Annotated in this window: 15 protein-coding genes and 1 riboswitch; all 15 genes read left to right on the forward strand. The window is 36.2% G+C overall.

The annotated features are described in order from the left end of the window. Positions 1 to 118: 118 nt before the first annotated feature. The 15 genes from ACFVRR_RS04120 (at position 119) to ACFVRR_RS04190 (ending at position 25,936) form a co-directional block, all read left to right on the forward strand. Positions 119 to 8,143, forward strand: a complete 8,025-nt coding sequence (locus ACFVRR_RS04120; RefSeq protein WP_387325029.1) for a S8 family serine peptidase — start codon at positions 119 to 121, stop codon at positions 8,141 to 8,143. A 625-nt stretch (positions 8,144 to 8,768) separates the two neighbouring features. Next, positions 8,769 to 10,268 carry a malate:quinone oxidoreductase gene (locus ACFVRR_RS04125; RefSeq protein WP_387325031.1) on the forward strand — a complete coding sequence of 500 codons (1,500 nt, stop codon included), beginning with the start codon at positions 8,769 to 8,771 and terminating at the stop codon, positions 10,266 to 10,268. 406 nt (positions 10,269 to 10,674) lie between these two features. Beyond that, positions 10,675 to 11,925 (forward strand): ABC transporter substrate-binding protein, encoded by a 1,251-nt coding sequence (locus ACFVRR_RS04130; RefSeq protein WP_387325034.1) that lies wholly within the window; start codon positions 10,675 to 10,677, stop codon positions 11,923 to 11,925. Positions 11,926 to 12,008: 83 nt separating this feature from the next. Next, the gene (locus ACFVRR_RS04135) at positions 12,009 to 12,947 is read left to right on the forward strand and encodes a carbohydrate ABC transporter permease (protein WP_176525769.1); all 939 of its coding nucleotides are present in this window, start codon (positions 12,009 to 12,011) and stop codon (positions 12,945 to 12,947) included. An 89-nt stretch (positions 12,948 to 13,036) separates the two neighbouring features. Continuing rightward, positions 13,037 to 13,795, forward strand: a complete 759-nt coding sequence (locus tag ACFVRR_RS04140) for a carbohydrate ABC transporter permease (RefSeq protein ID WP_387326034.1) — start codon at positions 13,037 to 13,039, stop codon at positions 13,793 to 13,795. A 27-nt stretch (positions 13,796 to 13,822) separates the two neighbouring features. Further along, positions 13,823 to 15,088 carry a Gfo/Idh/MocA family protein gene (locus ACFVRR_RS04145; protein ID WP_387326036.1) on the forward strand — a complete coding sequence of 422 codons (1,266 nt, stop codon included), beginning with the start codon at positions 13,823 to 13,825 and terminating at the stop codon, positions 15,086 to 15,088. A 100-nt stretch (positions 15,089 to 15,188) separates the two neighbouring features. Then, entirely contained in the window at positions 15,189 to 15,908 is a 720-nt protein-coding gene (locus ACFVRR_RS04150; RefSeq protein WP_387325037.1) for a GntR family transcriptional regulator, read from the forward strand. 149 nt (positions 15,909 to 16,057) lie between these two features. Further along, positions 16,058 to 17,269: an SIS domain-containing protein gene (locus ACFVRR_RS04155; protein ID WP_387325040.1), complete on the forward strand. Its 1,212-nt coding sequence runs from the start codon at positions 16,058 to 16,060 to the stop codon at positions 17,267 to 17,269. After that, complete coding sequence (gene gatY / locus ACFVRR_RS04160; RefSeq protein WP_387325043.1) at positions 17,266 to 18,117, forward strand: tagatose-bisphosphate aldolase subunit GatY; 852 nt, start codon at positions 17,266 to 17,268, stop codon at positions 18,115 to 18,117. Before ACFVRR_RS04155 ends, gatY begins: the two co-directional genes overlap by 4 nt. Before the next feature lie 4 nt (positions 18,118 to 18,121). After that, entirely contained in the window at positions 18,122 to 19,057 is a 936-nt protein-coding gene (locus ACFVRR_RS04165; protein WP_387325046.1) for a 1-phosphofructokinase family hexose kinase, read from the forward strand. Position 19,058: 1 nt separating this feature from the next. After that, on the forward strand, positions 19,059 to 19,991 hold the full coding sequence (locus tag ACFVRR_RS04170; protein ID WP_387325049.1) for an ROK family protein: 933 nt from the start codon (positions 19,059 to 19,061) through the stop codon (positions 19,989 to 19,991). Positions 19,992 to 20,081: 90 nt separating this feature from the next. Next, positions 20,082 to 21,233 (forward strand): N-acetylglucosamine-6-phosphate deacetylase, encoded by a 1,152-nt coding sequence (gene nagA, locus ACFVRR_RS04175; RefSeq protein WP_387325052.1) that lies wholly within the window; start codon positions 20,082 to 20,084, stop codon positions 21,231 to 21,233. A gap of 340 nt (positions 21,234 to 21,573) precedes the next feature. Then, positions 21,574 to 23,925: an RNA polymerase recycling motor HelD gene (helD, locus tag ACFVRR_RS04180; RefSeq protein WP_387325055.1), complete on the forward strand. Its 2,352-nt coding sequence runs from the start codon at positions 21,574 to 21,576 to the stop codon at positions 23,923 to 23,925. Between the two features lie 170 nt (positions 23,926 to 24,095). Further along, positions 24,096 to 25,127 carry an ATP-binding cassette domain-containing protein gene (locus ACFVRR_RS04185; RefSeq protein ID WP_387325058.1) on the forward strand — a complete coding sequence of 344 codons (1,032 nt, stop codon included), beginning with the start codon at positions 24,096 to 24,098 and terminating at the stop codon, positions 25,125 to 25,127. Beyond that, complete coding sequence (locus ACFVRR_RS04190; protein WP_097976473.1) at positions 25,124 to 25,936, forward strand: ABC transporter permease; 813 nt, start codon at positions 25,124 to 25,126, stop codon at positions 25,934 to 25,936. Before ACFVRR_RS04185 ends, ACFVRR_RS04190 begins: the two co-directional genes overlap by 4 nt. Before the next feature lie 92 nt (positions 25,937 to 26,028). Beyond that, positions 26,029 to 26,132: riboswitch (purine riboswitch) on the forward strand. The last annotated feature ends 90 nt before the right edge of the window (positions 26,133 to 26,222 follow it).

Here is a 26,222-nt window from a genome sequence, read left to right on the forward strand (position 1 = left end):
TTAATTGTCGTAAAATTTTTAACAATAATAAAATTCTGTCATTAAAGGGGGAAAATGGTTAGGGGGGAATAGAGCTTTTGTTCTATCTATTAAATTAAAGAAGGGAAATGAGAAAGGTATGGGCCATCGTAAAATGAAAAAGATGGTCATGTCAACGTTTCTTGCAACTTCAACACTGCTAGGCTACACAGCTCAGGCTTTTGCCATGACAGGTGGAACATCTGCAAGTAATAGCCAACCTGTTCAGTTAGACAGTAATAGCAAACTTGACTTGACTCAAGCACAACAATTGCAAAATTTATATTTAGAGAAGCTTCAATTTAATCCAAAGCTATTAAATTCTTCGGACCAACTAGATTTAATTATTCAATTTAATGTTGATCCAGCCGCAATTCAAATGCAAAATCAACAGAAGAATGCATCTTCTGGAAAACTTTCTGTTAATCAAGAAAGCACACCGTCTATTACGTTAGAAAGTGCTCAAACAGAAGTAAATCAAACACACAGTGCTTTTAAGAGCTTCATTAGCAACGAGTCTAAAAAATTAAAAGCTACAGGCGAATCTTCTAGCTCTATTCATATAGGAAGAGAGTATACTCAAGTATTTAACGGTTTAGCTGTCAAAATTCCGAAAAGTTCACTTAATGATCTATTGGCATTACCTTACGTAAAGAGTGTTTATCAAAACGTTAAATATGCTCCAATTCCAGCTTCTCAGTCAATCGATGTCCCAGCAGAGGTAACAGGTGACGGAAAGGTTTCTGATCAAAAAACAAATCCAAATGTATTACCTACTATTCGTTCAAATCGTTCTAACACACAATCAGCAAGTAGTACTTTAGATAGCTCTTCCGTATCAGAAAAAGCAGTTAATACGCAGTCTGGAACAGTTCCACCTCCGGGTCCAGAAGGCCCGCAATCTGGTGAAACAGCAGTTCTCGACTGGTTGAAAATACATGATCTACAAAATGAAAACATCACAGGTAAAGGCGTAAAAGTTGGTGTTATTGACACAGGTCTTGACTATAATCATCCAGATCTTGCTGGAGAATATCAAGGCGGTAAGGATTTTGTAGACAATGACAATGATCCAATGGAAACGGTCTATTCTGATTGGTTGGCTGCAAAGAATGCTAATGATTCACTTCCATCTAATCAGCAAGATCCAAACTTTCCAACAGATTACCATAATTACATTACATCACATGGAACTCACGTAGCTGGAACAATTGCAGGACAATCAAGAAATAATTCTCCATATGCAGTTAGAGGAGTTGCTCCTGAAGTTGAGTTGTATGCTTACCGTGTATTAGGTCCTCATGGTGGTACAGATGAGGCAGTAATAGCAGGGATTGAGCAATCTTATAAGGATGGGTGTAAAGTAATTAACTTATCACTTGGTGCACCTTCTAATGATTCATTGTCTCCTAATGCTGTTGCAATTAACAATATTTCTGACCTTGGAGTAACTGCAGTTATTGCTGCTGGTAATTCTGGTCCGGGGGCTGGAACAGTGGGAACACCGGGGGCTGCAGCAAAGGCAATAACTGTCGGCGCAATCGCTACACCTACCCAAGTTCCAACGTTTGACATCCATTCATATGGAGCATCAGGGGAAGATTCATTTGCGATTACAAATACTCGTTTAATCGGAAAGGATTTCACGGAATCGGATTCAAAGCTTAGTGGATCGACTCAGTATGATTTCGTAGATGCTGGATACGGCACACCTGCTTGGTACGATGATCTTCGTAATAAAAATATTGATGTGAAAGATAAGGTTGTTCTTATCAAGCGCGGTGCTGCATCTATGGACCAGCTAATGATGTACGCGACTAATGAACATGCTAAGGCATTGATTGTGTGGAACCCATCAGACAATGCTAATCTTCTATTTGATGATCAAGGGTATTATCCATTTTATTTTGGTTCTAAGGGTAGTACAGTTTACACTTTGCAAATAAGCAAGAATGATGGAACAAAATTCTATAATGCTTTTAAGGCCGGTACGATTAAGAAAATATCTGTATCGAATGCTGGAAATTTCACAATGCCAGGGAATTCACTTGCTAGTTTTAGTTCTACTGGTCCTGTTACAGGTTCATTAGCAATTAAACCTGATGTTGTTGCCCCAGGTGTAGATATTTTCTCAACAGCTCCTTATGATATATGGGAGCCAAATAACAAAGATTATTCTTATACTTACCAATCAATGTCAGGTACATCAATGGCTACTCCTCATGTTGCTGGTATGGCAGCATTGATTTTATCAGCTCATCCAAACTATAAGCCTGAGGACGTCAAAGTAGCATTGATGCAAACTGCTGATCCGATAGACTCACAAAAAAGTTTATTCCAAATCGGCTCTGGTAAAGCCGATCCATATCAAGCAGTCCATTCTGATATGCAATTTAAGGTAAAAGATTTTATTCAATCACGTTCTTCAACTGATGATTCATCAAGTTCAAATATCATTAATATTGCAAATACAACAGGTTCATTTTCGTTTGGTTATACAGCTCGTTCAGTAGATGGATCAATTACGAAAACAGGAGATTTATATATTACGAATAATGGGAATGCTGCTAAGACTTTTGACGCATCGAGCGCTTTCTTTAAGGATGCGTTCATGACAAATGGACAAGCTGGGGTAGAACAAGGAGCTAAAATTAGCATAAGTAATGCAACATCCCCTGATACTGAATTAAAGTCAATTACAGTTCCAGCAGGAGGAACAATTCATCTAACAGTAAAATTTACTGCTCCTGCTTCAGCTGCAAGTGGATATTACGAGGCATATATTAACTTTGTTAATTCAGCTAATCCTGATGAAACTTACCGTATGCCACTTGCTATTAACGTTCAAAGTAGAGGACTAGATTTTAGAATCCAAAGAAAAGCTTTTACGCTAAGTGGTAATAAAAACTTTAATCCTAATACATTCGCTGTTACTCCTCAATCTTGGGCAGAGGTTCGAGTGAAAAGCACACTGGATCCTTCATTTGGTTTTAAGCTTTATCTTATGGATGTAACAGGTAGTAAATATATAGGATATATTGCTACATTTAATCTTTCTGCTTTTACTCTTGGTAATTTAGTTTATGCACCGTTATTAATAAATGGTAGTTATTACCCTTATAAAGATCCTATTTCCAAGGATGACCCTAATTTATCAGTTAAACTGACACAACAACAATCAACTCAAAAGCAACTTGGAGAAGGCGGCTATACAATTCAAGCTCGTGCTTTAGATGCTTCTAGTGGTCAGTTATATGAAAAAAATAGCACAGTTTATGTTGATAACACTCCACCTACAGTGCAAATGGATGAAGGAAGTAAACCAGGTATTTATGAGATTGATCCAAACGGTCCTATGACTGATGGAGCGCTAAAGTGGTTCTCAGGTAAAGCTTACGATTCAAATGTTGATTATATGAAAAACGTTGGCCATGAAACGCAAGTTCCTGCACCGCCGAACTATGGTAATGATACAGATGTAAGTCAATCTTTAGGTAGAATCGACGGAATGCTTGGTGATTCAAACTCTGCACCGTACGTCAACTATTTCCTTACCCCTAGTGGTGATGGACAATTTAAATTTGGTATTAGTAAAGAAGACCTTGTGAATACTGATGCTGACCCACTAAAAGAAAATTACGGTACACAGTTCAGAATATATCCTGAAGATTATTCATTTGCAGGTAATCTTGAAACACAAGGACAATTTTATTATTTTGTTAAAAAAGGTAATGAGTATGTAGTTAATCGCTTTGCGCGACTAGATTCGCCTGGTTCGACTACATTAAATGGAGTAGATCCTAACTTCCTTACTGATAAAACATTAGTCTCTAAAGGAGATAATTTTAAATCAACATTATCTATTAAGTATCCGAAAAAACTTGTAGGAGCAAAGTTCTATATTGATAGTCTTTATTTTGCTGATATTCAGGATATTGATTTTAGTACAGAATACAAAGCATTCTTAACATCAAAAGGAATTACAGCTGATAAGTCTTGGATTCATCAAGACACAGATGTAAATGGAGATTTTATATTCAATTTCAATCTTCCAAAAGATGTACAAGCTCAAGGTGTATTAAATACAGCAGACACAATGAGCGGGGGTGTTGCCCAAGAAATGCCTCTTCTTGATATTAAATACAATGTGACAAATGATGCTGGATTAGATACATTATGGCTTCAAGGATCTGCGAATATCCCGGAAATCACAACATATGACGGTGGGGAAAATGGGATGGATCGAGTCCCTACATTCCTAGATAAAAAACTTTACATTAAAGGCTCAGCATATATTAGTGGAAGTATTAGACCGGAAGGATTCCAAAACTATGCGACCTCTAATACATTCGGTAGATCAACGCCAATTACAGCTGATGGTTCTGGTATCGAGGTTAAGTTTGAAGATCCTAATACGGGTGGTATCACGTCTAAATTGCCAATTGCTCAAGATACTACAGCTGGCGCATCAAGTGAAAATCCAGGGATTACTCAGAATGGTTTATTCACAACTGACCTTCCAATGCAAGCAGGAGATAAACCATACAATTTTGAAATGAAAATGCCAGGTCATTTAACATACTATGGTACATTAGCTGTTAATACTGCGGGACAATATAATTACGCAGCAGGAGGAAATTATTCTGTTCCAAATGCAATCATGCTTGCAGGTGACGTGAATGGTGACGATGTAATCGATATGAAAGACATTGAGGCTGAAAGCACAGCTTACAATAGCTTTGTTGACACATCTTCAACTTACACAAGAAATGCTGATTTTAACTTCGACGGTACAATTGATTATAGTGACTTTGAATACATCATCAAAAACATTGGAAAATACAATACGACTGCTCAAAATGCATCAACTTTAGCAGGAAAAATCGTTTTAACCACAAGTAAAGCTATAACGATTACTGGATTTGGCACAGTACCAAGCGGTTCGGATCTTACTGCCTTTAATACGGTTATTAAACCAGTGCCATTTATTAAAACAAGTGATATCAACGCCTTTGTATATTATGGAAAAGTCAATCCGTTTCAATTGTTTTCTGTAGGCTATAAAACACCAGACGTTGTAAATGGCGCTACAACACTTACACAAATTGAAGATACAACTTGGAGAGCTGCTGTAGACGGAGCTGGTGGACAAATTCTGATTGATGGAGTCGACCGAAAAGCAGCAACGAATATATATAATGGCGTTTCAACAAATTCGATTATTGAAAAAGTAGTATCTAACAAAGGACAATATGAATTTGATCCGTCAGTATTCAAAAAAGCGGGAGTCCACACAATCGTGTTCAAGGCTCCAGGTTATATGGATCGCTCATTAAAATTTAAAATGCAAAATGGTGGAGGAACTGGCTTTTCACTTTTATCACCAAACAACGTTGCAACAATTGGAAAAGCGTTGACATACACTCGATCAGATACGACAGGCTCAACGGCTGCGCACTATCGTGATATTTGGCAGCCAAATATTAATTCAATAACAGTAACTAACCCAAATAATAGTGTTGTTAAAAACTATACAGGGGACGAATTAGCAGGACTCTTTAACCAATTGACGCCGGCAAACGCAACAACATTTAACTTTACGATCCCAGCAGGTGTTTTCTCGACACCATCGTTGAATGGAACAGATTGGAAGATTACAATCTCAGCTGACAATTATGATTCGTACTCATTTACACAAAGAATTAGTGCGTTTCCGTCTCCAACATTGACTGCTGAAGCAAATCGATACTTTAATGATAGCAATCCAAACCCAATTTCAATTGGAGTTGGAGCTACAAACGATACACAAGCTTGGAGAGATGCGATTACAGCCGTACAAGTTGGCGGTACTACAATTAATAGAGCGGATTTTGAAGCTAATAAAATTACATTAGGTGCTCCTGGAACGCCAATTAAGATTGATGAAGCGCTAGTTCCAGCTCCAGGAAGTATAAAAATCAATATTATCGCATCAAATTACCAAACTGCGTCTGTTGATCAGCCTTTCTACAAACAAGGGGTAACACTTACAAGTCCGGCAGGTACGATTTATGCTGGAAAAGACCTTGTAATGACATTTAACCCAGGATCAGCTGCATCTGATTGGATATCTGTTATGAAGGCTAGCGGTGATGTTAAATTTGGTGGAAATTCAATCAAAACTAGAGCTGTGATTGATGAAACAGCAGGAACATTAACGATTCCATATGATTTAGTAAGAACAAATGGTGGTGCTGCAGTTTCAAGGAGCTTAGTTGTTTCAGCTCCGGGTTATGCTGACGTTAATGTAAATACAACTGTTACACCACAAACTGCACCTGTCATTACACTTTCGTCAACTACAGGAACACCTCAGTTTGGTGATACCGTTACTTACTCTATTAATGGAAATGATAATGCGTTATGGAGAAGTTCAATTTTACTTGCACCGACGTCAGATCAATCGATAGATAATGGCGATGTCACAATACAATTATCATCAGTTACATCAGTAAAACCTTATGTCATAACATCTGTAAAAAATGGTACAGGATCAGTAACGATTGACGGAAATGCAACACAATCTAATAGTGCTGCGGGTAATAAGAACGTTAAGTTTATATCGCCTTACTTTACGCCAATCACAATCGCTCAACCATTTGCTCAAAGAACGGCACCAACACCGAGCTTGACGCCAAGTGGAGTTAATAAACCAGTGATTATTACAGTACCTAATAATACTGAAAATATGAGATGGGCAAATGGAGCTAAGGCAGTTTCTGGTGATATTACAGTAGATGGAGTATCAGTTAAATCTGATGCGACAATCTCATCGGATAACAGTAATATCACAATTACACTTCCTGGAACAGCATTTACAACAACAGGCAATAAAGAAATAAAGTTTACAGCATATTGCTACCCAGACACGAAGGTTACTCAAGTAGTTAAGAGCAATGCACCAGTATTTGCTTCAAAAATTACTTATATTCAAGAAGATACACCAATCACTACTAGCTACAATCAAGATTCAAATTGGCTTGCAGCTTCACCAGTCGTTTCACTAAATGGCAAAGTAGTTGATTCTAGCAAGTACACTCTTACAGCTAATGAACTGACATTTGTTGATCGATCTTTATTTAAAGACCTAGGTGAATATAACTTTACAGTTTCTGCAACTGGTTATATGGACACTTCATTTACAATTATCATAAGTGATGATTTGTCACACTTGATTTCGGCAACAGCAGACAGCAACGGTAAAATTGATCCAGACGGCTTCACTTCAGTCAAACATGGATCTAATCTAACGTATAAAATTACGCCAAATACCGGTTTTGAGATTGGAAGCGTTAAGGTTGATGGCCAAGAAGTAACAGTAACAAACGGCGAGTACACTTTTACAAACGTAACGAAAAATCATTCGATCGATGTAACGTTCAAACAAATCGTTCACATCATTACTGCGACAGCTGGTACTAACGGAACGATTAGTCCGAATGGTAGAATTACTACGAATCACGGAACAAACCAAATATTTGCAGTCACACCTTATGAAGGTTTTGAGGTTGCAACGTTTAAAGTAGACGGAGTAGATGCACAGTTAACAAACAATACGTACACGTTTACGAATGTAACAAAAGATCATACGATTAATGTAACGTTTAAACAAATCGTACACACAATCGCAGCATCTGCTGGTAGCAATGGTACGATCAGTCCGAGCGGCAATGTAACTGTAAATCATGGAAAAGATCAAACGTTTACGGTTACACCGAATAAAGGTTATGAGGTTGCAACATTTACTGTTGATGGTGTGAATGCAAATCTTACAAATAACTCTTACACGTTTACGAATGTAACAAAAGACCACACGATTAACGTAACGTTCAAGAAGATTATTTACACAATCGTAGCATCAGCTGAAGGCAATGGAACGATTAGTCCGAGTGGTGTACTTTCAGTAGATGAAGGAGCAAATCAAACGTACAAGATTGCGCCTGATAAGGGTAATTATGAGGTTGAATCGTTTAAAGTAGACGGAGTAGAAACAAAGTTAACAAATAATACGTACACGTTTACGAATATAACAAAGAATCATACAATCAGTGTTACGTTTAAACATAAAGGTAACAGTGGAAAGTAATGAATCAGAAGTAATTGACAGAGAAAGTAAGACGTTCAAAAAATAAAATTCGTTATATATATAGAAAATATATTTTTTCGAATGAGGAATTAAAGGCTCACTTTGAGTCGAACTAGGCTGTTGGGACCTTCTCGACAGTCTCTTTTTTGTGTATAAATCATTTAAGTCAGAGTAATTTTAGACTAAAATTTGGTTCAATTAAATAATTTTAAAATAATAAGCAAATCTTTCCTTAAGTTATTTTATATTGTTCACGAGACAAACTTAAAATAAGCGCTTACTATATAAAGGTAGGGTACATTAAATTATAGTGGGTCAGAATTTATTTTTCTAAAATAAGGACCTTAATGATAGATTTTTAACTTTTGTACATTGTTTAAATAGTTTATAATTATCAGATAAAGAAAAAAATTTTTTTAGGGGTGTTAATAATAGAAGTACACTATTAATTGGATATAATTAAATAGTGATATACTATTATTAAAATGTAGTTTAAATGTGTTATACTATTAATAAGATATAATTGAGACAGAAAAGGTGTGTTCCTAGGTGGTGCCTTGCTTTTTGTGACACCTAAGCAGGAAAACCTACTTTTTTGCAAAAAAAGGGGAAAAGGAAGGTTATTATGAGCAACAGACAAACTAGAACAGACATTATCTTAATTGGTGCCGGAGTCATGAGTGCGACTTTGGGATCATTACTAAAAGAATTAGCACCGGAAATGGAAATTAAAGTATTTGAGAAATTAGAAAAAGCAGGAGAAGAAAGCTCTAATGAGTGGAATAATGCAGGTACGGGACATGCTGCATTATGTGAGCTTAACTATACATCAGAAAAAGCTGATGGATCAATTGATATTAGCAAAGCAATAAAAATTAATGAACAGTTTCAACTTTCAAGACAATTTTGGTCATATCTTGTAAACAACAACTTAATTGGTAATCCACAAGACTTTATCATGCCAATTCCTCATATGAGTTTAGTGCAAGGTAAAGAAAACGTGGAATTTTTGAATAAACGATTTGAAGCGCTTTCTAAAAATCCTCTATTTAAAGGGATGGAATACTCAGAAGACGCTAAAAAGTTGAAAGAATGGATCCCGCTAATCATGGAAGGACGCACATCTAATGAACCAATAGCGGCAACAAAAATAGACTCAGGAACAGACGTAAACTTTGGCGCTTTAACGCGTATGATGTTTGAGCACTTAGAGAGTAAAAATGTAGAGATAAACTATAGACATAGTGTTGAAGACATTAAACGCACTAGTGATGGCGAGTGGGAAGTAAAAGTGTATAATATGAGCACTGGTAATATCGATTCCCACATTGCTAAATTCGTTTTTATTGGAAGTGGAGGAGCTAGTCTACCTTTACTGCAAAAAACTGGTATCCCTGAGTCAAAACATATTGGTGGGTTCCCTGTAAGTGGACTATTCTTAGTATGTAAAAATCCAGAGGTTGCCAAGCAGCACCATGCAAAAGTATACGGAAAAGCCAAAGTTGGTGCACCACCAATGTCTGTTCCGCATCTTGATACAAGATATATCGATAACCAAAAGTCGTTATTATTTGGACCGTTTGCTGGGTTTTCACCAAAGTTCTTAAAAACAGGTTCAAATATGGATTTGATTAGTTCTGTAAAACCAAATAATGTTATGACTATGTTAGCAGCAGGCGTAAAAGAGATGTCATTAACTAAATATTTAATCCAACAAGTCTTATTATCAAATGAAAAGCGTATGGAAGAATTACGTGAATTTATTCCAAGTGCTAAGAGTGAAGATTGGGATATCGTAGTTGCTGGTCAACGTGTACAAGTTATTAAAGACACGCCAGCTGGAAAAGGAACGCTTCAATTCGGTACTGAAGTAGTAAGTGCAGCTGATGGCTCGATTGCGGCATTACTTGGAGCATCTCCAGGTGCTTCGACAGCTGTTCACGTAATGCTTGAAGTTTTAGAGAAATGCTTCCCCGGGCATATGATGGAGTGGGCTCCAAAAATTAGAGAAATGATCCCTTCATTTGGTTTATCTCTAGAAGAACACCCAGAACTTTTACAAGAAATTCAAGCTTCAACTTCAAATACGCTTGGATTAAACGAAAAAGAGCTAGCTTATAGTTAATTTTTTTCAAATAACATTAAAGTAAAGAACCTTCAGTTGAAATTGGATTGGAGGTTCTTTTTGTTATGGTAGGAAATAAGTTATTAGGGCTAAAAAACGAAGATCATGATGAATCATGTCGATTTAAATTTTTTGAAAAATTGAAAAAAAGTGTTCATGATTTAAAAAAGAGGTGATATACTACATACAACTGGTAATGACATCATTACTAATATGATTTTATAAAAGTTATAACTGGGGGTGAATGTTTTCTTAGAAATTAAACATTTTTGTAAGCCTTTTCAAATTAACTGGTAATAACATCATGACAACATGTTGATGGAGCACAATATTCCATATCATGACTTTTAGAGAAACTACTGGATTAACAGGCTATTAAACTTTTAAGAGAAAGAAGGGGAATGGGATGAAAAAGTGGCTTGTTTTGCTACTAACCTTGGCTTTAGGCTTACTAGGATTAGCTGGATGTGGCATCAGTGACACATCAGGGGATGCGAAAGATGGAAAGGTTGAAATTACTTACGGTTTTTGGGATAAGAAGCAAGTTCCCGCAGTTGATGAAATTATAAAATTATTTAATGAAAAGTACCCTAATATAAAAGTGAAAACTGAGCTTACTCCATATGCACAGTATTTCCAAAAGCTAGAAACGGCTGCAACTGGGGGAGCGTTACCGGACGTTTTATGGATGAATGGTCCACATATAGTTCAGTACGCGGAAGGTAAGGTAATTGTTCCACTTAGTGACTTAGCAGCAAAGGACAATTATAGCCTAGACAATTATCCTAAGTCATTGGTCGATCTTTATACAGTAGATGGAAAGCTTTATGGTATTCCAAAAGACTTTGATACAACTGGACTTTGGTATAACAAAAAGATTTTTGATGAAGCAGGTGTACCTTATCCAGATAATACTTGGGATTGGAATAAGTTAAAAGAAGTAGCTAAGAAGCTGACAAATAAAGATAAGGGAGTTTATGGCTTTGCAGCTTTAATGGGTAACCAAGGCGGATATTATGATTTCATTTGGCAAAATGGTGGTCATATTATTTCCGAAGATGGCAAATCAGTCGGATTTGATCAACCTGAGGCAATTGAAGCACTTAAATATAATATTAGTTTTATAAAAGAAGGACTGTCTCCAACACAAGCTCAAATGACGGAAACAGCACCATCAGAGTTATTCTCTTCTGGAAAAATTGCAATGATGTTTGATGGACCTTGGATGGTTCCAGAATATAAGAAAAATCCAGATTTAAATGTAGCTGTTGTACCAAAAGGAAAACAACGAGCAGTTTCTATTCATGGATTAGCAAACGTGATTGCGGCAAACACGAAGCATAAAGATGCCGCTTGGAAGTTTGTTCAATTCCTAGGTTCTAAAGAAGCGGCAGAAGTATATGCGAAAACAGGCACGGTAATCCCTGCTTACAATGGTACACAAGATGCTTGGCTAAAAGCTGTTCCAAATTTAAATCTTCAAGCTTTTATTGATGGAGTTGATTATTCAGTTCCATTACCAAGTGTGAAAAATACCGGAGAAATTTGGCAGTATGAAACAGATATCTTGAAAAAGGCATGGAGCAATGAAGAAAGTGTTGAAGATGCTGCAAAAGAATTAACGAAAAAGGCAGACGAGGCACTAGCTAAGAACTAAAAAAATGAAGAGAAGAAGCTTTCTAAAGCTAAAATTACTTCTTCTCTTTATTTCCCTTAAAAGGAGTGAATATAGTGAAAGAAATGCCTCTACAAGTTGAAGTGAAACCAAAAAGTAAACTAAAAATACCAAGCTTATCAAAGACGAGAAAACGATCAGATTATTTTTGGGCGTATTGTATGATTGCACCAACAATGATTGGTTTAACTATTTTCTATTTGTGGCCAATCATTCAAACGATTTACTTCAGTTTTACAGAATGGGGAGCATTTGGACAATATGAATGGACAGGATTAGACAATTATAGACGAATGTTAGAAGACTCTAACTTATTACAGTCGTTTAAAAACACAGGCATTTATATCGTTTTTACGGTTCCGATTGGTATTTTTTTATCGATTCTTATAGCAGTTCTCTTAAACCAAAAAATTAAGGGCAAATCTGTTTATCGAACCTTGTATTTTTTACCTGTTATTACCATGCCAGCAGCAATCGCTATGGTTTGGAGATGGTTATATAATTCTGATTATGGGCTCCTAAATTATCTTTTATCCATCTTTGGAATAAAAGGTCCACAATGGGTAAGTGATCCAAAAATTGCACTGTATTCAATTATTGTAGTAGCAATTTGGAGTGGACTTGGTTACAACATGGTTATTTTTCTTTCAGGACTACAAGGGATTCCAAGATCATATTACGAAGCAGCGGAGATAGATGGTGCAGGGCCAGTCAAGGTCTTCTTTAAAATAACACTACCGTTACTTTCCCCAGTTATATTCTTCGTAACAATCATGTCCTTTATTGGAGCGTTCCAAGTGTTTGATTTAATATTTATGATGATTGGGAAAAGCAGTACAGCACTCGAAAATACGCAATCAATTGTGTACTTATTTTATCAGCATGCATTCGTGTTAAATGATAAAGGTTATGCTGCTGCAATTGCAGTTTTACTATTAATCATTATTTTAATTATTACAGCGATTCAAATGGTTTTACAAAAGAAATGGGTTCATTATGATTGAAGGAGGAGTAACCATTGGAGAAAGCAAGACATCATATTACAAGTAAAACAATCTTAATTCATTTAATTCTAATTGTCGGCGCCTTGGCGATGGTCTTCCCTTTTATATGGATGTTACTAACTTCATTAAAAACTTATGCTGAGTCGATTCATGTCCCACCTGTTATTGTTCCAAAACACTTCCAGTGGGTGAATTATAAAGATGTTTTTGCTTTACTACCGTTCTTTAAATTTATGTTTAATACGCTTATCATTACAGTGATTCGCACAATTGGACAATTATTATTATGTTCTTTAGCCGCGTATGCTTTTGCAAGAATCGAATTTCCAGGAAGAAACATTCTTTTTTTAATCGCATTATCGGTTTTAATGGTACCTGGGCAAGTCTTTTTATTGCCACAATATATGATCATGGTGAAATTAGGCTGGTTAAACACTTTACAAGCGGTAGTCGTTCCAGGTTTATTTAGCGCATTTGGTACATTCTTATTAAGACAATTTTTTATGGGGTTACCAAAGGAGTTAGAAGAAGCAGCTAGATTAGATGGCTGTAATCATTTCCAAATTTATTGGAAAATCATGCTTCCTTTAGCAAAGCCAGGTTTAGTTGCTTTAGGTATATTTACAACGCTTTGGAGCTGGAATGAATTAATGTGGCCAATGATTGTTAATAGCTCACCAGAATCAATGACGTTGTCTGTCGGTTTGTCATCATTACAGGGACAATATTTAACCAACTATCCAGTTTTAATGGCAGGATCATTTTTAGCCATTTTACCAATGCTTATTTTATTTATGATCTTACAAAAACAATTTATTGAAGGTATTGCAGTTACAGGAAGTAAATAAAAATATTACAATGCTTGGAGGAAACTAATTATGAAAGCAGCTTTAATAGGAGCGGGAAGTAGAGGATTTTATGCATACGGATCATATGCTTTACAGTATCCACACGAAATTCAATTCATTGCTGTAGCGGAACCAAATAAAGAAAAAAGAGAAAAGTTTGCGGAAGCTCACAATATCCCTGAGAATATGAGATTTGAAGACTGGACTGAGCTATTAGAAATAGAACAGCTATGTGAGGCTTTATTAATTTGTAGTCCAGACCGGAACCATTATAAGCCCGTTATGAAGGCAATTGAAAAAGGATATAGTATTTTATTAGAGAAACCGATGTCACCAGAACCAATTGAGACGTTAGAAATAGCGGAAGCGGCAGAAAAGCATAATACATTATTAACAGTTTGCCATGTTATGAGATATGCGCCATTTTATCAAGCATTAAAAGAAGTTGTTGATCGAAAAGTAATCGGCGACATCATATCGATCCAGTGGAATGAGAATGTAGGTTACTTTCATCAAGCTCATAGTTTTGTACGTGGTAACTGGCGTAATTCATCTGAATCTAGCTCAATGCTCTTACAAAAAAGCTGCCACGATATGGATATGCTTGCGTGGCTGATTGGTACAGAGTGCAAGAGTGTATCTTCATATGGAAGTTTAACTTACTTTAAAAAAGAAAATGCACCAGAAGGTTCAACACATCGCTGTTTGGATGGTTGTAAGGTAGAAAAGGAATGTCCTTATTCAGCAGCAAAATGGTATTTACATGATCGTGATGTTTGGCCAGCAAATGTTATTTCAGCAAGTTCAAGTCTTGATAGTAGACTTAAGGCAATTCAAGAGGGACCATATGGTCGCTGCGTATATCACTGTGACAATGATGTTGTTGACCATCAAGTAGTCAATTTATTATTTGAAAATGACGTAACAGTTGCATTTACGATGACAGCATTTACAAATGAAACATTCCGCAACTTCAAAATTATGGGAACAAAAGGCGAAATAATTGGAAATGATGCTAAAAATGAAATTGAAATTAATTATTTTTCAGGTAAGAAAGAGTTAATTAAGCCATCAACTGTAGATGGTGGGCATATGGGAGCCGACACAAGTATTATGGCCGATTTTATTCAACGTGTTACTAAGAAGGACAAAGGCAGCTTAACATCAGCTATCGTATCAGCTAAAAGTCATATGATCGCTTATGCTGCAGAAGAATCAAGAGTTTCAGGAACAATGGTTTCACTAGATGATTATGAGAAAAAATTAAGAATGACAGAAGAGAGAGTTTTGTAGTAAATTCCGTTGCGACATAAGGTGGTATCTTTTTCAATATTATGTATAATAGATGTATATTGAACTGGTTATGACAAAGATACCACTAAAGGAGCTAATCATGGTAGAAAAGGATTTCCGACTTCCTCTTTATTATCAATTAATGGATATTTTATTAGAAAAAATCGAATCAAGCGAACTTGCTGAAAACGATCAGCTACCATCTGAACGAGAATTATGTGACACGTATAAAGTTAGCCGTACAACGGTAAGACAGACGATGCAAGAGCTTGAAAAACAAGGCTATATTTATAAAGTTCATGGCAAGGGGACATATGTTTCTCCAAGAACGTATAACCAAAGTCTTGTAAAGTTCTATAGTTTTACGGAAGAAATGAAAAAAGCGGGGAAAATCCCAACGACAACGGTCGTTTCTTTTGAAAAAATCAATTGTGACAGTAAAGTAGCAAAGGTCATGGATCTATTAGTAGAAGAAGAGGTATTTAAGATTGTTCGGTTAAGACTTGCAGATCAAGAACCGATGTTATACGAAACCTCTTATGTACCTGTAAAGGATTTTAAAAATCTTTCGAGTGAAGAATTGCAACATACACCGATGTATGAAATCTTCAGAACTCAATATAATGTGAATATTTCTAGCGCTTTAGAAAGCTTTATGGCTGTTAGTGCAAATAAAGTGGAGTCAGAAATGTTAAACATAATCGAAGGTGCACCATGTCTAATGCTTAAACGAGTAACTTACGATCAAAGCAAAGTAATTGAATATACAATCTCTATTGCAAGAGGGGATAAATTTACTTATACAGTAGAGCTGAAGTAGACACTTCAGGCTGGCCGCCAAAGCTCGCTGGCAATCAGTCTGAAAACCAGCTTTTATGGTTTTTTCTACACCTAAAAATAGATACAGAAGTATCTATTTAATCCAACTGGTAATGATGACATTAACAGTTAAAAATAGGAGGAAATAGTATGGAGCTATTAAAATCGAGTGAATATGAAAGAATGAATGTTGGCGCGAGCCATACAGCAAAAGAAATAGCCCAGCAACCTAGATTATGGAACGAAACAAAGGATATTCTTTTATTTAATAGAGACCGAATTCTTACATTTTTAAAGAGCGTTGAAAATAAACACGATCAGCTACGAATTATTTTAACTGGTGCGGGTACATCTGCATTTGTTGGTGACACAGTCCTTCCTTATTTAAAACAAACCGTTAACAACAAAAAAATAGTAGTAGAGAGTATTGCTACGACAAATATTGTGTCAAATCCATATTCTTATTTAAGCAAGGAACATCCGACAATTATGATTTCATTTGCTCGTTCAGGAAATAGTCCAGAGAGCTTGGCTGCTATTCATTTAGGTGAACAAGTTATAGATGATTTTTATGGAATCGTTTTTACATGTAACCAAGATGGGCTACTGGCTCAAAAGAAGAAAAATGATCACAATCATTTAGTCATCTATATGCCAGAAGAAGCAAATGACCAAGGATTTGCAATGACGAGTAGTTTTACGACGATGCTTTTCTCAGCTTTACTGCTTTTCAATATTGATCAGATTCATACGTGGGAGAAGAAAGTTGATGAGCTTATACAAGCTGGCCATTCAATTATTAGCGGGAGCGAGCAAAGTATTAAACAGTTGGCGAATTCGTCTTTTCAAAAAGTAGTTTATTTAGGCTCAGGAGTTTTTGAAGGATTGGCACGAGAAGCATCATTAAAATTGTTGGAGTTAACAGGCGGGACAATACCTTCTACTTTTGATACTTCATTAGGTTTTAGACATGGCCCTAAGTCTATTTTAGATAAAGATACTGTTGTATTTGTATTTTTATCTTGTAACCCTTATACAAGACAGTACGATCTCGACATTTTAGAAGAGATTTACAAAGAAACCAATCGAGGGAAAGTAGTAGCAATTTCATCTTTAAAGGATCAGGTTGCTGAAGAATATAGTGATCTTTTCTATTATGTAGATCTTCCTAAAATTAGTGAGGATATTTTTCTAACCTTCCCTTTTATCTTATACGCACAAACTTTTGCTATGTATAAATCTATTAATCTCGGCTTTTCTCCAGATAACCCTTCTCCATTAGGGGTAGTTAACAGAGTTGTTAAAGGAGTTACGATTCACCCTTTTGCAAATGAGATGAAGAATGGAGGAGATTTATCTTGATTACATCAAGAAGTACGATTCTTTTAGATGCACAAACAAATGGCTACGCAGTTCCAGCATTTAATATTCATAACTTAGAAACAATGAAAACAGTTTTAGAAACAGCTCAGGAGCTGCGTTCACCGGTTTTGATCGCAGCTACACCAAGTACAGTTAGTTATATGGGGGAAGAGTTTCTAATTAGTATGATGGAGGCAACAAAGAAAAGATACGATATTCCAATTTGTTTTCATTTAGATCATCATGAAAAAGTTAAGGATATTAAAGCTTTAATTGATAGTGGAATTCACTCAGTCATGATTGATGCTTCTCACCATGACTTTGAAGAAAATATTCGAATCGTGCGTGAAGTAGTCGATTATGCTTCTTCATTTGGAGTTTCTGTGGAGGCGGAGCTTGGCCGACTAAGTGGCGTAGAAGATGATCTTGAAGTAGATGAAAAGGATCAAATTTACACAAATCCAGCGCAAGCTCAAGAGTTCGTTTCTAGAACAGGAATCGATTCGTTAGCTGTTGCCATTGGGACCGCCCATGGTCTCTATAAAGGAGAACCCAAACTAGATATTGAACGATTAAGTGCAATCCAAAAAGAGGTTGATATTCCACTAGTACTACATGGAGCTTCGGGCTTACCAGATGAATTAGTACAAAAAACGATTAAAAATGGCATATGTAAAGTAAATATTGCTACTGAATTAAAAATAGCTTTTGCTAATGGATTACGTGGTTACTTAAATGAACATCCAGATGCCAATGACCCTAGATATTATTTTAAAGATGCAGTAAGCGAAATGAAAATAGTCGTTGCTGATAAAATTAAAATGTGCGGTAGTGTGAATCGGGGTTAGAAAAATGATTGCTACAATTACATTAAACCCAGCTATTGATATTCGGTATAATCTTCCCGTCTTTCAATTAGATGGCGTAAATCGTGTTACAGCTATAGATAAAACAGCTGGTGGTAAAGGACTTAATGTTTCACGTGTATTATCTCAACTAGGGGCTAAGGTTACTTGTACCGGATTTTTAGGTGGAAAAAGTGGCGAGTGGATAGCTGGTCAACTCCAAAATTACAATTTAATTAATCGTTTTGTAGGAATAAAAGGAGAGACAAGATTTTGTATAGCAATTGAATCTAAAGAAGGTCATACAGAAATTCTTGAACAAGGGCCAGCGATATTGGAGAATGAAAGAGAAGAATTTTTGAAAAATTTTGATGCGATTCTAGAATCGAATAACTATATTGTAGGTTCTGGCAGCTTACCACATGGAATCAACTCTGATTTTTATAGAGACCTAATAGAAAAAACAAAACAAAAAGAGAAGTATTTTCTTTTAGATTCAAGTGGAGAATCACTAGCCCATGGCATAAAGGGTAAGCCTTTTTTAATTAAGCCGAACAGAGAAGAGTTTTGCAAGTTGATCGGGTTAAACCAATTATCAATAGAGGATATGATCTGGCACGCCCGAGAAATATGCCAAAAGGGTACCCAATACGTTTTACTTTCTTTAGGAAAAGAAGGTGCTCTTTTAATTAGCAAAAGCATCACACTGCAGGCGGTTATTCCAACTTTGACAGATGTGCACCAAGTTGGATCAGGAGATAGCATGCTTGCAGGCTTTGCCTTTGCTCATTCGAAAGGTTATTCAATTGAAGATATTTTAAAGTGGTCATGTGCTTGCGGAATATCTAATGCTGCCTCAGAGCGGACTGGATCAGTTGAATTAACAAAAGTTCAACATTATTTTAATCTAATTAAGGTGAAGGAGTTAACAGGGGGTGATTAAGGTGGAAAATATAGTTTGTTTTGATATCGGGGGTACATTTATCAAATTTGGACTAATAAATCGTAATGGGCAAATCGTTTACAAAGATAAAGTACCGACACCTAAATGTAATATACAAAAGCTGCTTCCTGAACTTTTAGCTGAGAAAATAAAAAAGCTCCAAAATGATTTTTTAATAGCAGGAATCGGAATCTCCTCATGTGGTCTTGTAAATCATGAAACAGGTGAAATTTTATTCTCCAACAATATACCCGACTATTCAGGAATGAAGCTGGGCGAAATACTTTTCAACTTATTTAAATTACCCGTTAGTGTAGAAAATGATGTGAAAAGTGCTTGTATCGGTGAAATGTGGAAAGGTGCAATTCAAGGGAAGAAAGATGTAGTTTTTCTGACATTAGGAACAGGTATTGGAAGCACCATTATCATTGATGGGAAGATTGTAAGCGGATCTCGTCATTTAGCTGGTGAACTAGGTCATATCGTCATCATTAATAACGGACGTACTTGTGGTTGCGGACGGAGAGGATGCTTTGAAAGATACGCTGCTACTTCAGCCTTAGTAAGTGATTTTATTGATGAAAAGAACAAAAATGGTGAGGCTATGGAGAAAATCTCTGGAGAAGAAATCTTGGCTCTAGTAGAAGAAGGAGATCCAATTGCTACTGGTGTATATAAAAAGTTTATCTATTATATAAGCATTGGTCTATCAAATATAGTCCATCTTCTGAACCCAGAGGCAATTATTATCGGGGGAGGAATAGCTGAGCAGGGAGACCGATTTATTCAAGACATCAACTCTGAGATTAAAAAGGAAACCATGCCGATTTATCATCAAGAAACAATCGTATTTCCTTCGATTCTTGGGAATGATGCCGGGCTGTATGGAGCATGTTATTTAACTTTAAAAAAATTAAACGACTTACACGTATAAGTTTTAAACAAACTGGCAGCATCCTATTTTGGTGTTGCCTATTGTTCTTTAAGAAAAAGTATTCCTGCGAACAATAGAGGGGGAAGAGTTATGAAAGCAATTAAGGTAGAAAAAGTTTATACACCCAATAAAGTAATTGAAGCTGGCTATATACTGATTAATAACGGAAAAATAAATGGAGTAACAACGAACAGACCTTCCTGCGAAATTTTGGACTATTCTAGTTTTGTAGCCATTCCAGGCATGATTGATTTACATATACATGGAATTGCTGGAAATGACACAATGGATGGTAGTATCCATTCATTACAAGAAATGTCTATGTCGCTTGCACGTCATGGAGTTACGGGATTTTTGCCAACTACACTGACTCATGATTTCGAAAAAATTAAAAAAGCTGTAATGACCGTAAGTGAGGCGATAGGACAGACAGAAGGAGCGGAGATCATTGGATCGTATGTTGAGGGCCCATATATTACAACTGAGCATCGTGGTGCTCATCCGGTCAAGTATATTCGTGAACTAAATACCGATGAGTTAATTGAACTCATAAAGGTTTCCAATAATACAGTTAAAATGATCACAATAGCTCCAGAAAAAGAACATGCAGTTGAAGTTATTAAATTGCTAACAGATAAAGGAATCCACGTGTCTATGGGGCATACAAATGCAGACTATGACACAACGAATAACGCAATTGAACATGGGGCAAGAATTTCTGTTCACACTTTTAACGGCATGAGAGGATTCAATCATCGTGATCCTGGGTGTCTTGGTGCCGTTCTAACAAATGATCAATGTTATTGTGAATGTATAGCAGATTTACAGCATGTCCACCCGGGAGCAATTAAGCTACTATACAAATCAAAAGGAACAGAACGGACATTTTTAATAAGTGATTCAATGGCAGCTGCTGATTTACCAGATGGATCCTATACGCTTGGTACATTAGATGTTAAAGTGGAAAATAAAATTGCTCGAACAGTAGAAACAGGCTCATTAGCTGGCAGCACGACTAATTTAATGGAGTGTTTAAAAAATGTAAAAGACGTTTTAGAGGAGCCTTTAGAAACTATTTTACCGATGGTCAGTCTTAATCAAGCAAAATTACTTAATATTGATCATGAAGTTGGAAGCATAGAGTGTGGAAAAAAAGCAAATATCGTCTTAATTGATCGTCAGTTTAATGTTCAAGCTACTATTGTGAATGGAGTATTTGTATTTAGGAATGTCCATAAATAATATGAGGTTTCTTAATAAAGAAGTAAAATTTAATAAAAGGTAACTAATTGAAGTATGTACAGAAGAAATTAATAAATAATAAGGATGACCTTACTATAAGTGATTAAATGATCATTTTTGGGTAGGTCATTTTGCTTTTTTGAGTATGCGAAAATTAGTAATTGAGATGAAATAATGATGTTTTCAAACGAGGACTATTGCCTAAAAGATAAAAACGTGGTAGATTAATACAGTATATATATTAGAAAAAACATAGAGGTCATATTTTCCCTACTTTAATTTTACTATACAAATCCTCTTGAGTCAACCCCCATTTTTATCTTTTAAAGGAGTGCATAAAATGAACAACGAACTTCAAAAAGAACAAGTAAGAGTAAATGCTGTACTAAATCTAATTACGGACAAAATTAGTAAATTAACTGACGAAACAGCCCAACGAAGAAATGAAGTCATCAATGTTCGTAAAAACTTTTGGGATGAGGTTAAAGTTAATACGGATAGCTTTGATGACTATTTAGAGACGGTTATTAGTTTAAGACAACAATCTCAACTTTTGGCGATCGGCCAAATTAATCATAAGCAATCTTCAAACCGATTATCAGCACTTCGTCGAATGAAAGAAGTCCCTTATTTTGGTCGCATTAACTTTACAGAAGAAGGTATGTCTGAAACGGAGCGTATTTATATTGGCGTTTCAACTCTAATGGATGAAACTGGAGAGAATATTTTAGTTTATGATTGGAGGGCCCCAGTTTCGAGCGTTTACTATGATTATCCACCAGGTCCTGCTGAGTATGATACACCTGGGGGAAAAGTGAGTGGCGTATTAGACCAAAAATGGCAATACATTATACGGAACGGTGTAATTGAATCAATGTTCGATACAAGTCTCACGATAGGTGATGAGATTCTGCAGCATGTGCTAGGCAAAGGTACAAATAAGCATATGAGAAGCATAGTAGCCAGCATTCAAAAAGAACAAAATCAGATTATTCGTTATGACAAAGGTAGATTACTGATTGTTCAAGGGGCGGCTGGTAGCGGAAAGACATCTGCAGCTTTACAAAGGATCGCATATTTGCTCTATAAATATAGAAATTGGATAAAAGCAGATCAAATTATCTTATTTTCTCCTAACGCAATGTTTAATAACTACGTATCGAGGGTTTTACCTGAACTAGGTGAAGAAAATATGCAACAAGTTACATTCCAAGAGTATTTAGTTCATAGGCTTAGTGATGCGTTCCAAGTTGAGGATAATTATGAGCAACTAGAATATGTGCTAACTGCTATAGATGATCCTTCCTATAAGACTAGGACTTCAAGCATTCGATTTAAAGCTTCAACTCATTTCTTTGAGACGATTAAGGCATACAGACAATCATTGGAATTATCCGGCATGGTTTTTAGGGGATTTAAATTTAGAGGCAAACCAGTCGTTACAGCTAAACAAATATATGAAAGATTTTATAGCACTGACACTTCTTTAAAATTTAACAACCGATTAGAGAAGTTGACGGAATGGTTAAACAAACAAATCAATGAAATGGAAAAGCAAGAATTGAAAAAAACATGGGTACAGGACGAAATCGAGTTACTCAGCAAAGATGATTATCAAAAAGCATATAAGTACTTACAGAAAAAACAATCTAAAGAGGACTCATTCGATGACTACGAACAAGAAACTAAAGTATTAGGTCGAATGGTCGTTCGTAAAAAACTAAAGCCACTACGTGAATGGGTTAGAGGATTGCGTTTCATTGACATAAAGGGTGTTTATAAACAGTTATTTTCCAATCCAACTCAAATTGAACAATGGATCGAAGGCGATACTCCTGAGAATTGGGAGGACATATGTCAGTTAACATTAAATATGTTAGATGAAGGTAAATTGTTTTATGAGGATGCTACACCGTATTTACTTTTAAAAGAATTGGTTCAAGGCTTCCAATCAAATGTTACGATTAAATTTGTACTCGTAGATGAAGCTCAAGATTATTCTCCTTTCCAATTTGAGTTTTTGAAGAGATTGTTTCCTTCTGCAAAGATGACTGTTTTAGGTGACTTTAATCAGGCGATCTTTGCGCATGCCAGTGAAATGGGAGATTTTAATGTCCTTAAAGGCCTATATGGGCCAGATGAAACAAAAGTGATTAATCTGACACGCAGTTACAGATCGACAAAACCAATTGTAGAGTTCACACGTAGACTCATACCTGGAGGTGATTTAATTACACCTTTTGAACGAGTTGGGGATAAGCCAGTGTTAACACAGTTATCTAATCGTGAAGATTTGCATAGTCATATTGCATCTAAAATCGAAGACTTAAAGAAAAGTGAATTTAATACAATTGCTGTCATTTGCAAATCTGCTGAAGAAAGTTTAGCGGCATATGAAGCATTGAAAGATGTAGAAGGAATCAAGCATGTGAAGAGAAACTCAGTTGAATATGAACAAGGTGTAGTCATTATTCCTGCGTATTTGGCAAAAGGAATTGAATTCGATGCAGTGATTATTTATGATGCATCAGCTCAAGTTTATGGAGATGAGCGTCTCCGAAGACTATTCTATACTGCATGTACAAGAGCAATGCATCAGTTACATTTATATAGCTTAGGCGAAGCGACTCCTTTTTTACATGATATAGATTCAGAGTTTCTACTATTAAATCAGACGATCGCTCACGATTAACTTTAAAAACTTCCCTTACGTAAATTAAGGGAAGTTTTTTGTTTTTTGAGTGAAGGCTAGTTTCTCTATCTTGTAACTATTCGTAAAGAAAATTTTTATTTAAAGTTCATACTTAATTCATAATTAGTCGATATATTCAACTTGTAATAAGTCGTAAAGGAGGAAGTAAATTGGAATATTTAAATAAAAAAATAATTACCCCAAATAACGGAGATTTAGCTGTTGAAGCGAGTGGTTTAGTGAAAATATTTGGTGAAAATCGTGCGGTTGATGGAGTGGATTTAAACGTTCGTGCAGGAAGTATTTACGGTGTACTTGGTCCAAATGGTGCAGGGAAAACAACGACAATTAGAATGCTAGCTACACTACTTAGACAAGATGCAGGTACTGCACGCATATTCGGACATGATGTTTTAAAAGAAGCTCAAATTGTGCGTCAATTAATTGGTGTTACTGGTCAGTACGCTTCCGTTGATGAGTCACTAAGTGCTACAGAGAATCTTATTATATTCTCCAGATTACTAGGTCTAAGTAGAGCGGAATCGCGAAAGAAAGCAGCAGATTTATTAGAGGAGTTTGGCTTAACGGAAGCAGCAAAGCGCCCATTAAAAAACTTCTCAGGTGGAATGCGTCGAAGATTAGATTTGGCTGCAAGTTTAATTGCTCAGCCACCACTTATCTTCTTAGATGAGCCGACAACTGGTTTAGACCCTCGTACTAGAAATCAAATGTGGGATACCATTCGTCGTTTAGTAAAAGAAGGTTCAACAGTTCTATTAACAACACAATATCTTCAAGAGGCGGATGAACTAGCTGATCGAATTGCAGTAATAGATCGCGGTCATGTAGTTGCGGAAGGTACTGTTGATGAATTGAAGGCTTCAGTCGGTAGTTCATCGTTACAATTAAAAATTCAAAATATAAAAGATGTTCAAAAGGCGCGTCAGACAGTAGAACATGTACTAAAAGTAAAATCCAATATCACATTAGTAGAAGGAAAGATTACTGCACCTATGGCGGATGCTGACCGAGTAACCGACCTACTAATCGCCTTACGTGATGAAGGGATTCATTTAGCTGAAATGAGTGTACAAAAGCCGACTCTTGATGAAGTATTCCTTACGATTACTGGTAACAGCGTAGATGATGATGGATCAAAGGAGTCAGCTAAAACAAAAGAAATGGAGGGAGTAAGGGTATGAGCACTTCAATAAAACGAGCTGCTTATCGTGAATTAAAAAATAAAACTAGCTTTAGTCAATCAGTAAAAAATTCATTTACGATGGCTTATCGTGGTCTACTAAAAATAAAACGTACACCAGAACAATTATTTGATGTTACGTTACAACCTATTATTTTTACACTTATGTTTACTTATATCTTTGGTGGAGCAATCTCTGGGGATGTTAAGAGTTATTTACCGGTAATCATACCAGGAATCTTAGTACAGACGGTCATTACTACTTCGATTGTTACAGGTGTCCAATTGCGTGAAGATATGGATAAAGGTGTATTCGATCGATTCAAGTCGCTGCCGATTGCACGAATTGCACCACTGGCTGGAGCCTTATTGGCGGATACGATACGTTATACGATTGCTACTGTTCTTACTTTCACTATGGGGTATATAATGGGATATCGCCCTGAAGGTGGCTTGGGCTTTGTCATCTTAGCTGGACTACTTGTAATTGTATGTTCATGGGCGATTAGCTGGATTTTTGCCTTTTTTGGAGTAATTGCACGTACAGCGTCAAGTGTACAAGGGATTTCTATGCTAGCACTATTTCCATTAACATTCCTTTCAAATGCCTTTGTACCAGTCGATACAATGCCAAATTGGCTTCAATGGTTTGTAAAAATAAACCCTATTTCACATCTGATTACTGCTGTAAGAAATCTTACGAACACAGGAACTGCAGGTTCAGATCTAATTATTTCGCTTATTGGAGCTGCTGTAATTGTAGCCATTTTTGCACCGCTAACTGTAAAAGCTTATATGCGTAGAACATAATAGAAGGTGTTCCATTAGTATTTTTCTAATGGAGCACCTTTTCCTAGCATTTTCTACTTGAAAATATTGAATAGCATGTGTAACATAATCAAGGTACAAATATATAAATAACTCATATAATCATGGGGATATGGCCCATAAGTTTCTACCGGACGACCAATATAATCGACCGACTATGAGTGAAAGCACATCTAGGGTTCCGCATTATTGTATAAGTAAAATGGCTGGTCCGAGCGATGTGGGCACTACACGTGCTACACCATTAGGGATAAAAACCCAGAAGGAC

This window comes from Gottfriedia sp. NPDC057948 (genome assembly GCF_042887255.1).
In the GTDB taxonomy this organism is placed as follows: domain Bacteria; phylum Bacillota; class Bacilli; order Bacillales; family Bacillaceae_G; genus Gottfriedia.

Coding starts and splice junctions, on each gene's coding strand:
- nagA (WP_387325052.1), top strand. CDS start 20,082: ATGAAAGCAATTAAGGTAGAAAAAGTTTATACACCCAATAAAGTAATT.
- ACFVRR_RS04150 (WP_387325037.1), top strand. CDS start 15,189: ATGGTAGAAAAGGATTTCCGACTTCCTCTTTATTATCAATTAATGGAT.
- ACFVRR_RS04120 (WP_387325029.1), top strand. CDS start 119: ATGGGCCATCGTAAAATGAAAAAGATGGTCATGTCAACGTTTCTTGCA.
- ACFVRR_RS04135 (WP_176525769.1), top strand. CDS start 12,009: ATGCCTCTACAAGTTGAAGTGAAACCAAAAAGTAAACTAAAAATACCA.
- helD (WP_387325055.1), top strand. CDS start 21,574: ATGAACAACGAACTTCAAAAAGAACAAGTAAGAGTAAATGCTGTACTA.
- ACFVRR_RS04165 (WP_387325046.1), top strand. CDS start 18,122: ATGATTGCTACAATTACATTAAACCCAGCTATTGATATTCGGTATAAT.
- ACFVRR_RS04155 (WP_387325040.1), top strand. CDS start 16,058: ATGGAGCTATTAAAATCGAGTGAATATGAAAGAATGAATGTTGGCGCG.
- ACFVRR_RS04125 (WP_387325031.1), top strand. CDS start 8,769: ATGAGCAACAGACAAACTAGAACAGACATTATCTTAATTGGTGCCGGA.
- ACFVRR_RS04140 (WP_387326034.1), top strand. CDS start 13,037: ATGGTCTTCCCTTTTATATGGATGTTACTAACTTCATTAAAAACTTAT.
- ACFVRR_RS04190 (WP_097976473.1), top strand. CDS start 25,124: ATGAGCACTTCAATAAAACGAGCTGCTTATCGTGAATTAAAAAATAAA.
- ACFVRR_RS04130 (WP_387325034.1), top strand. CDS start 10,675: ATGAAAAAGTGGCTTGTTTTGCTACTAACCTTGGCTTTAGGCTTACTA.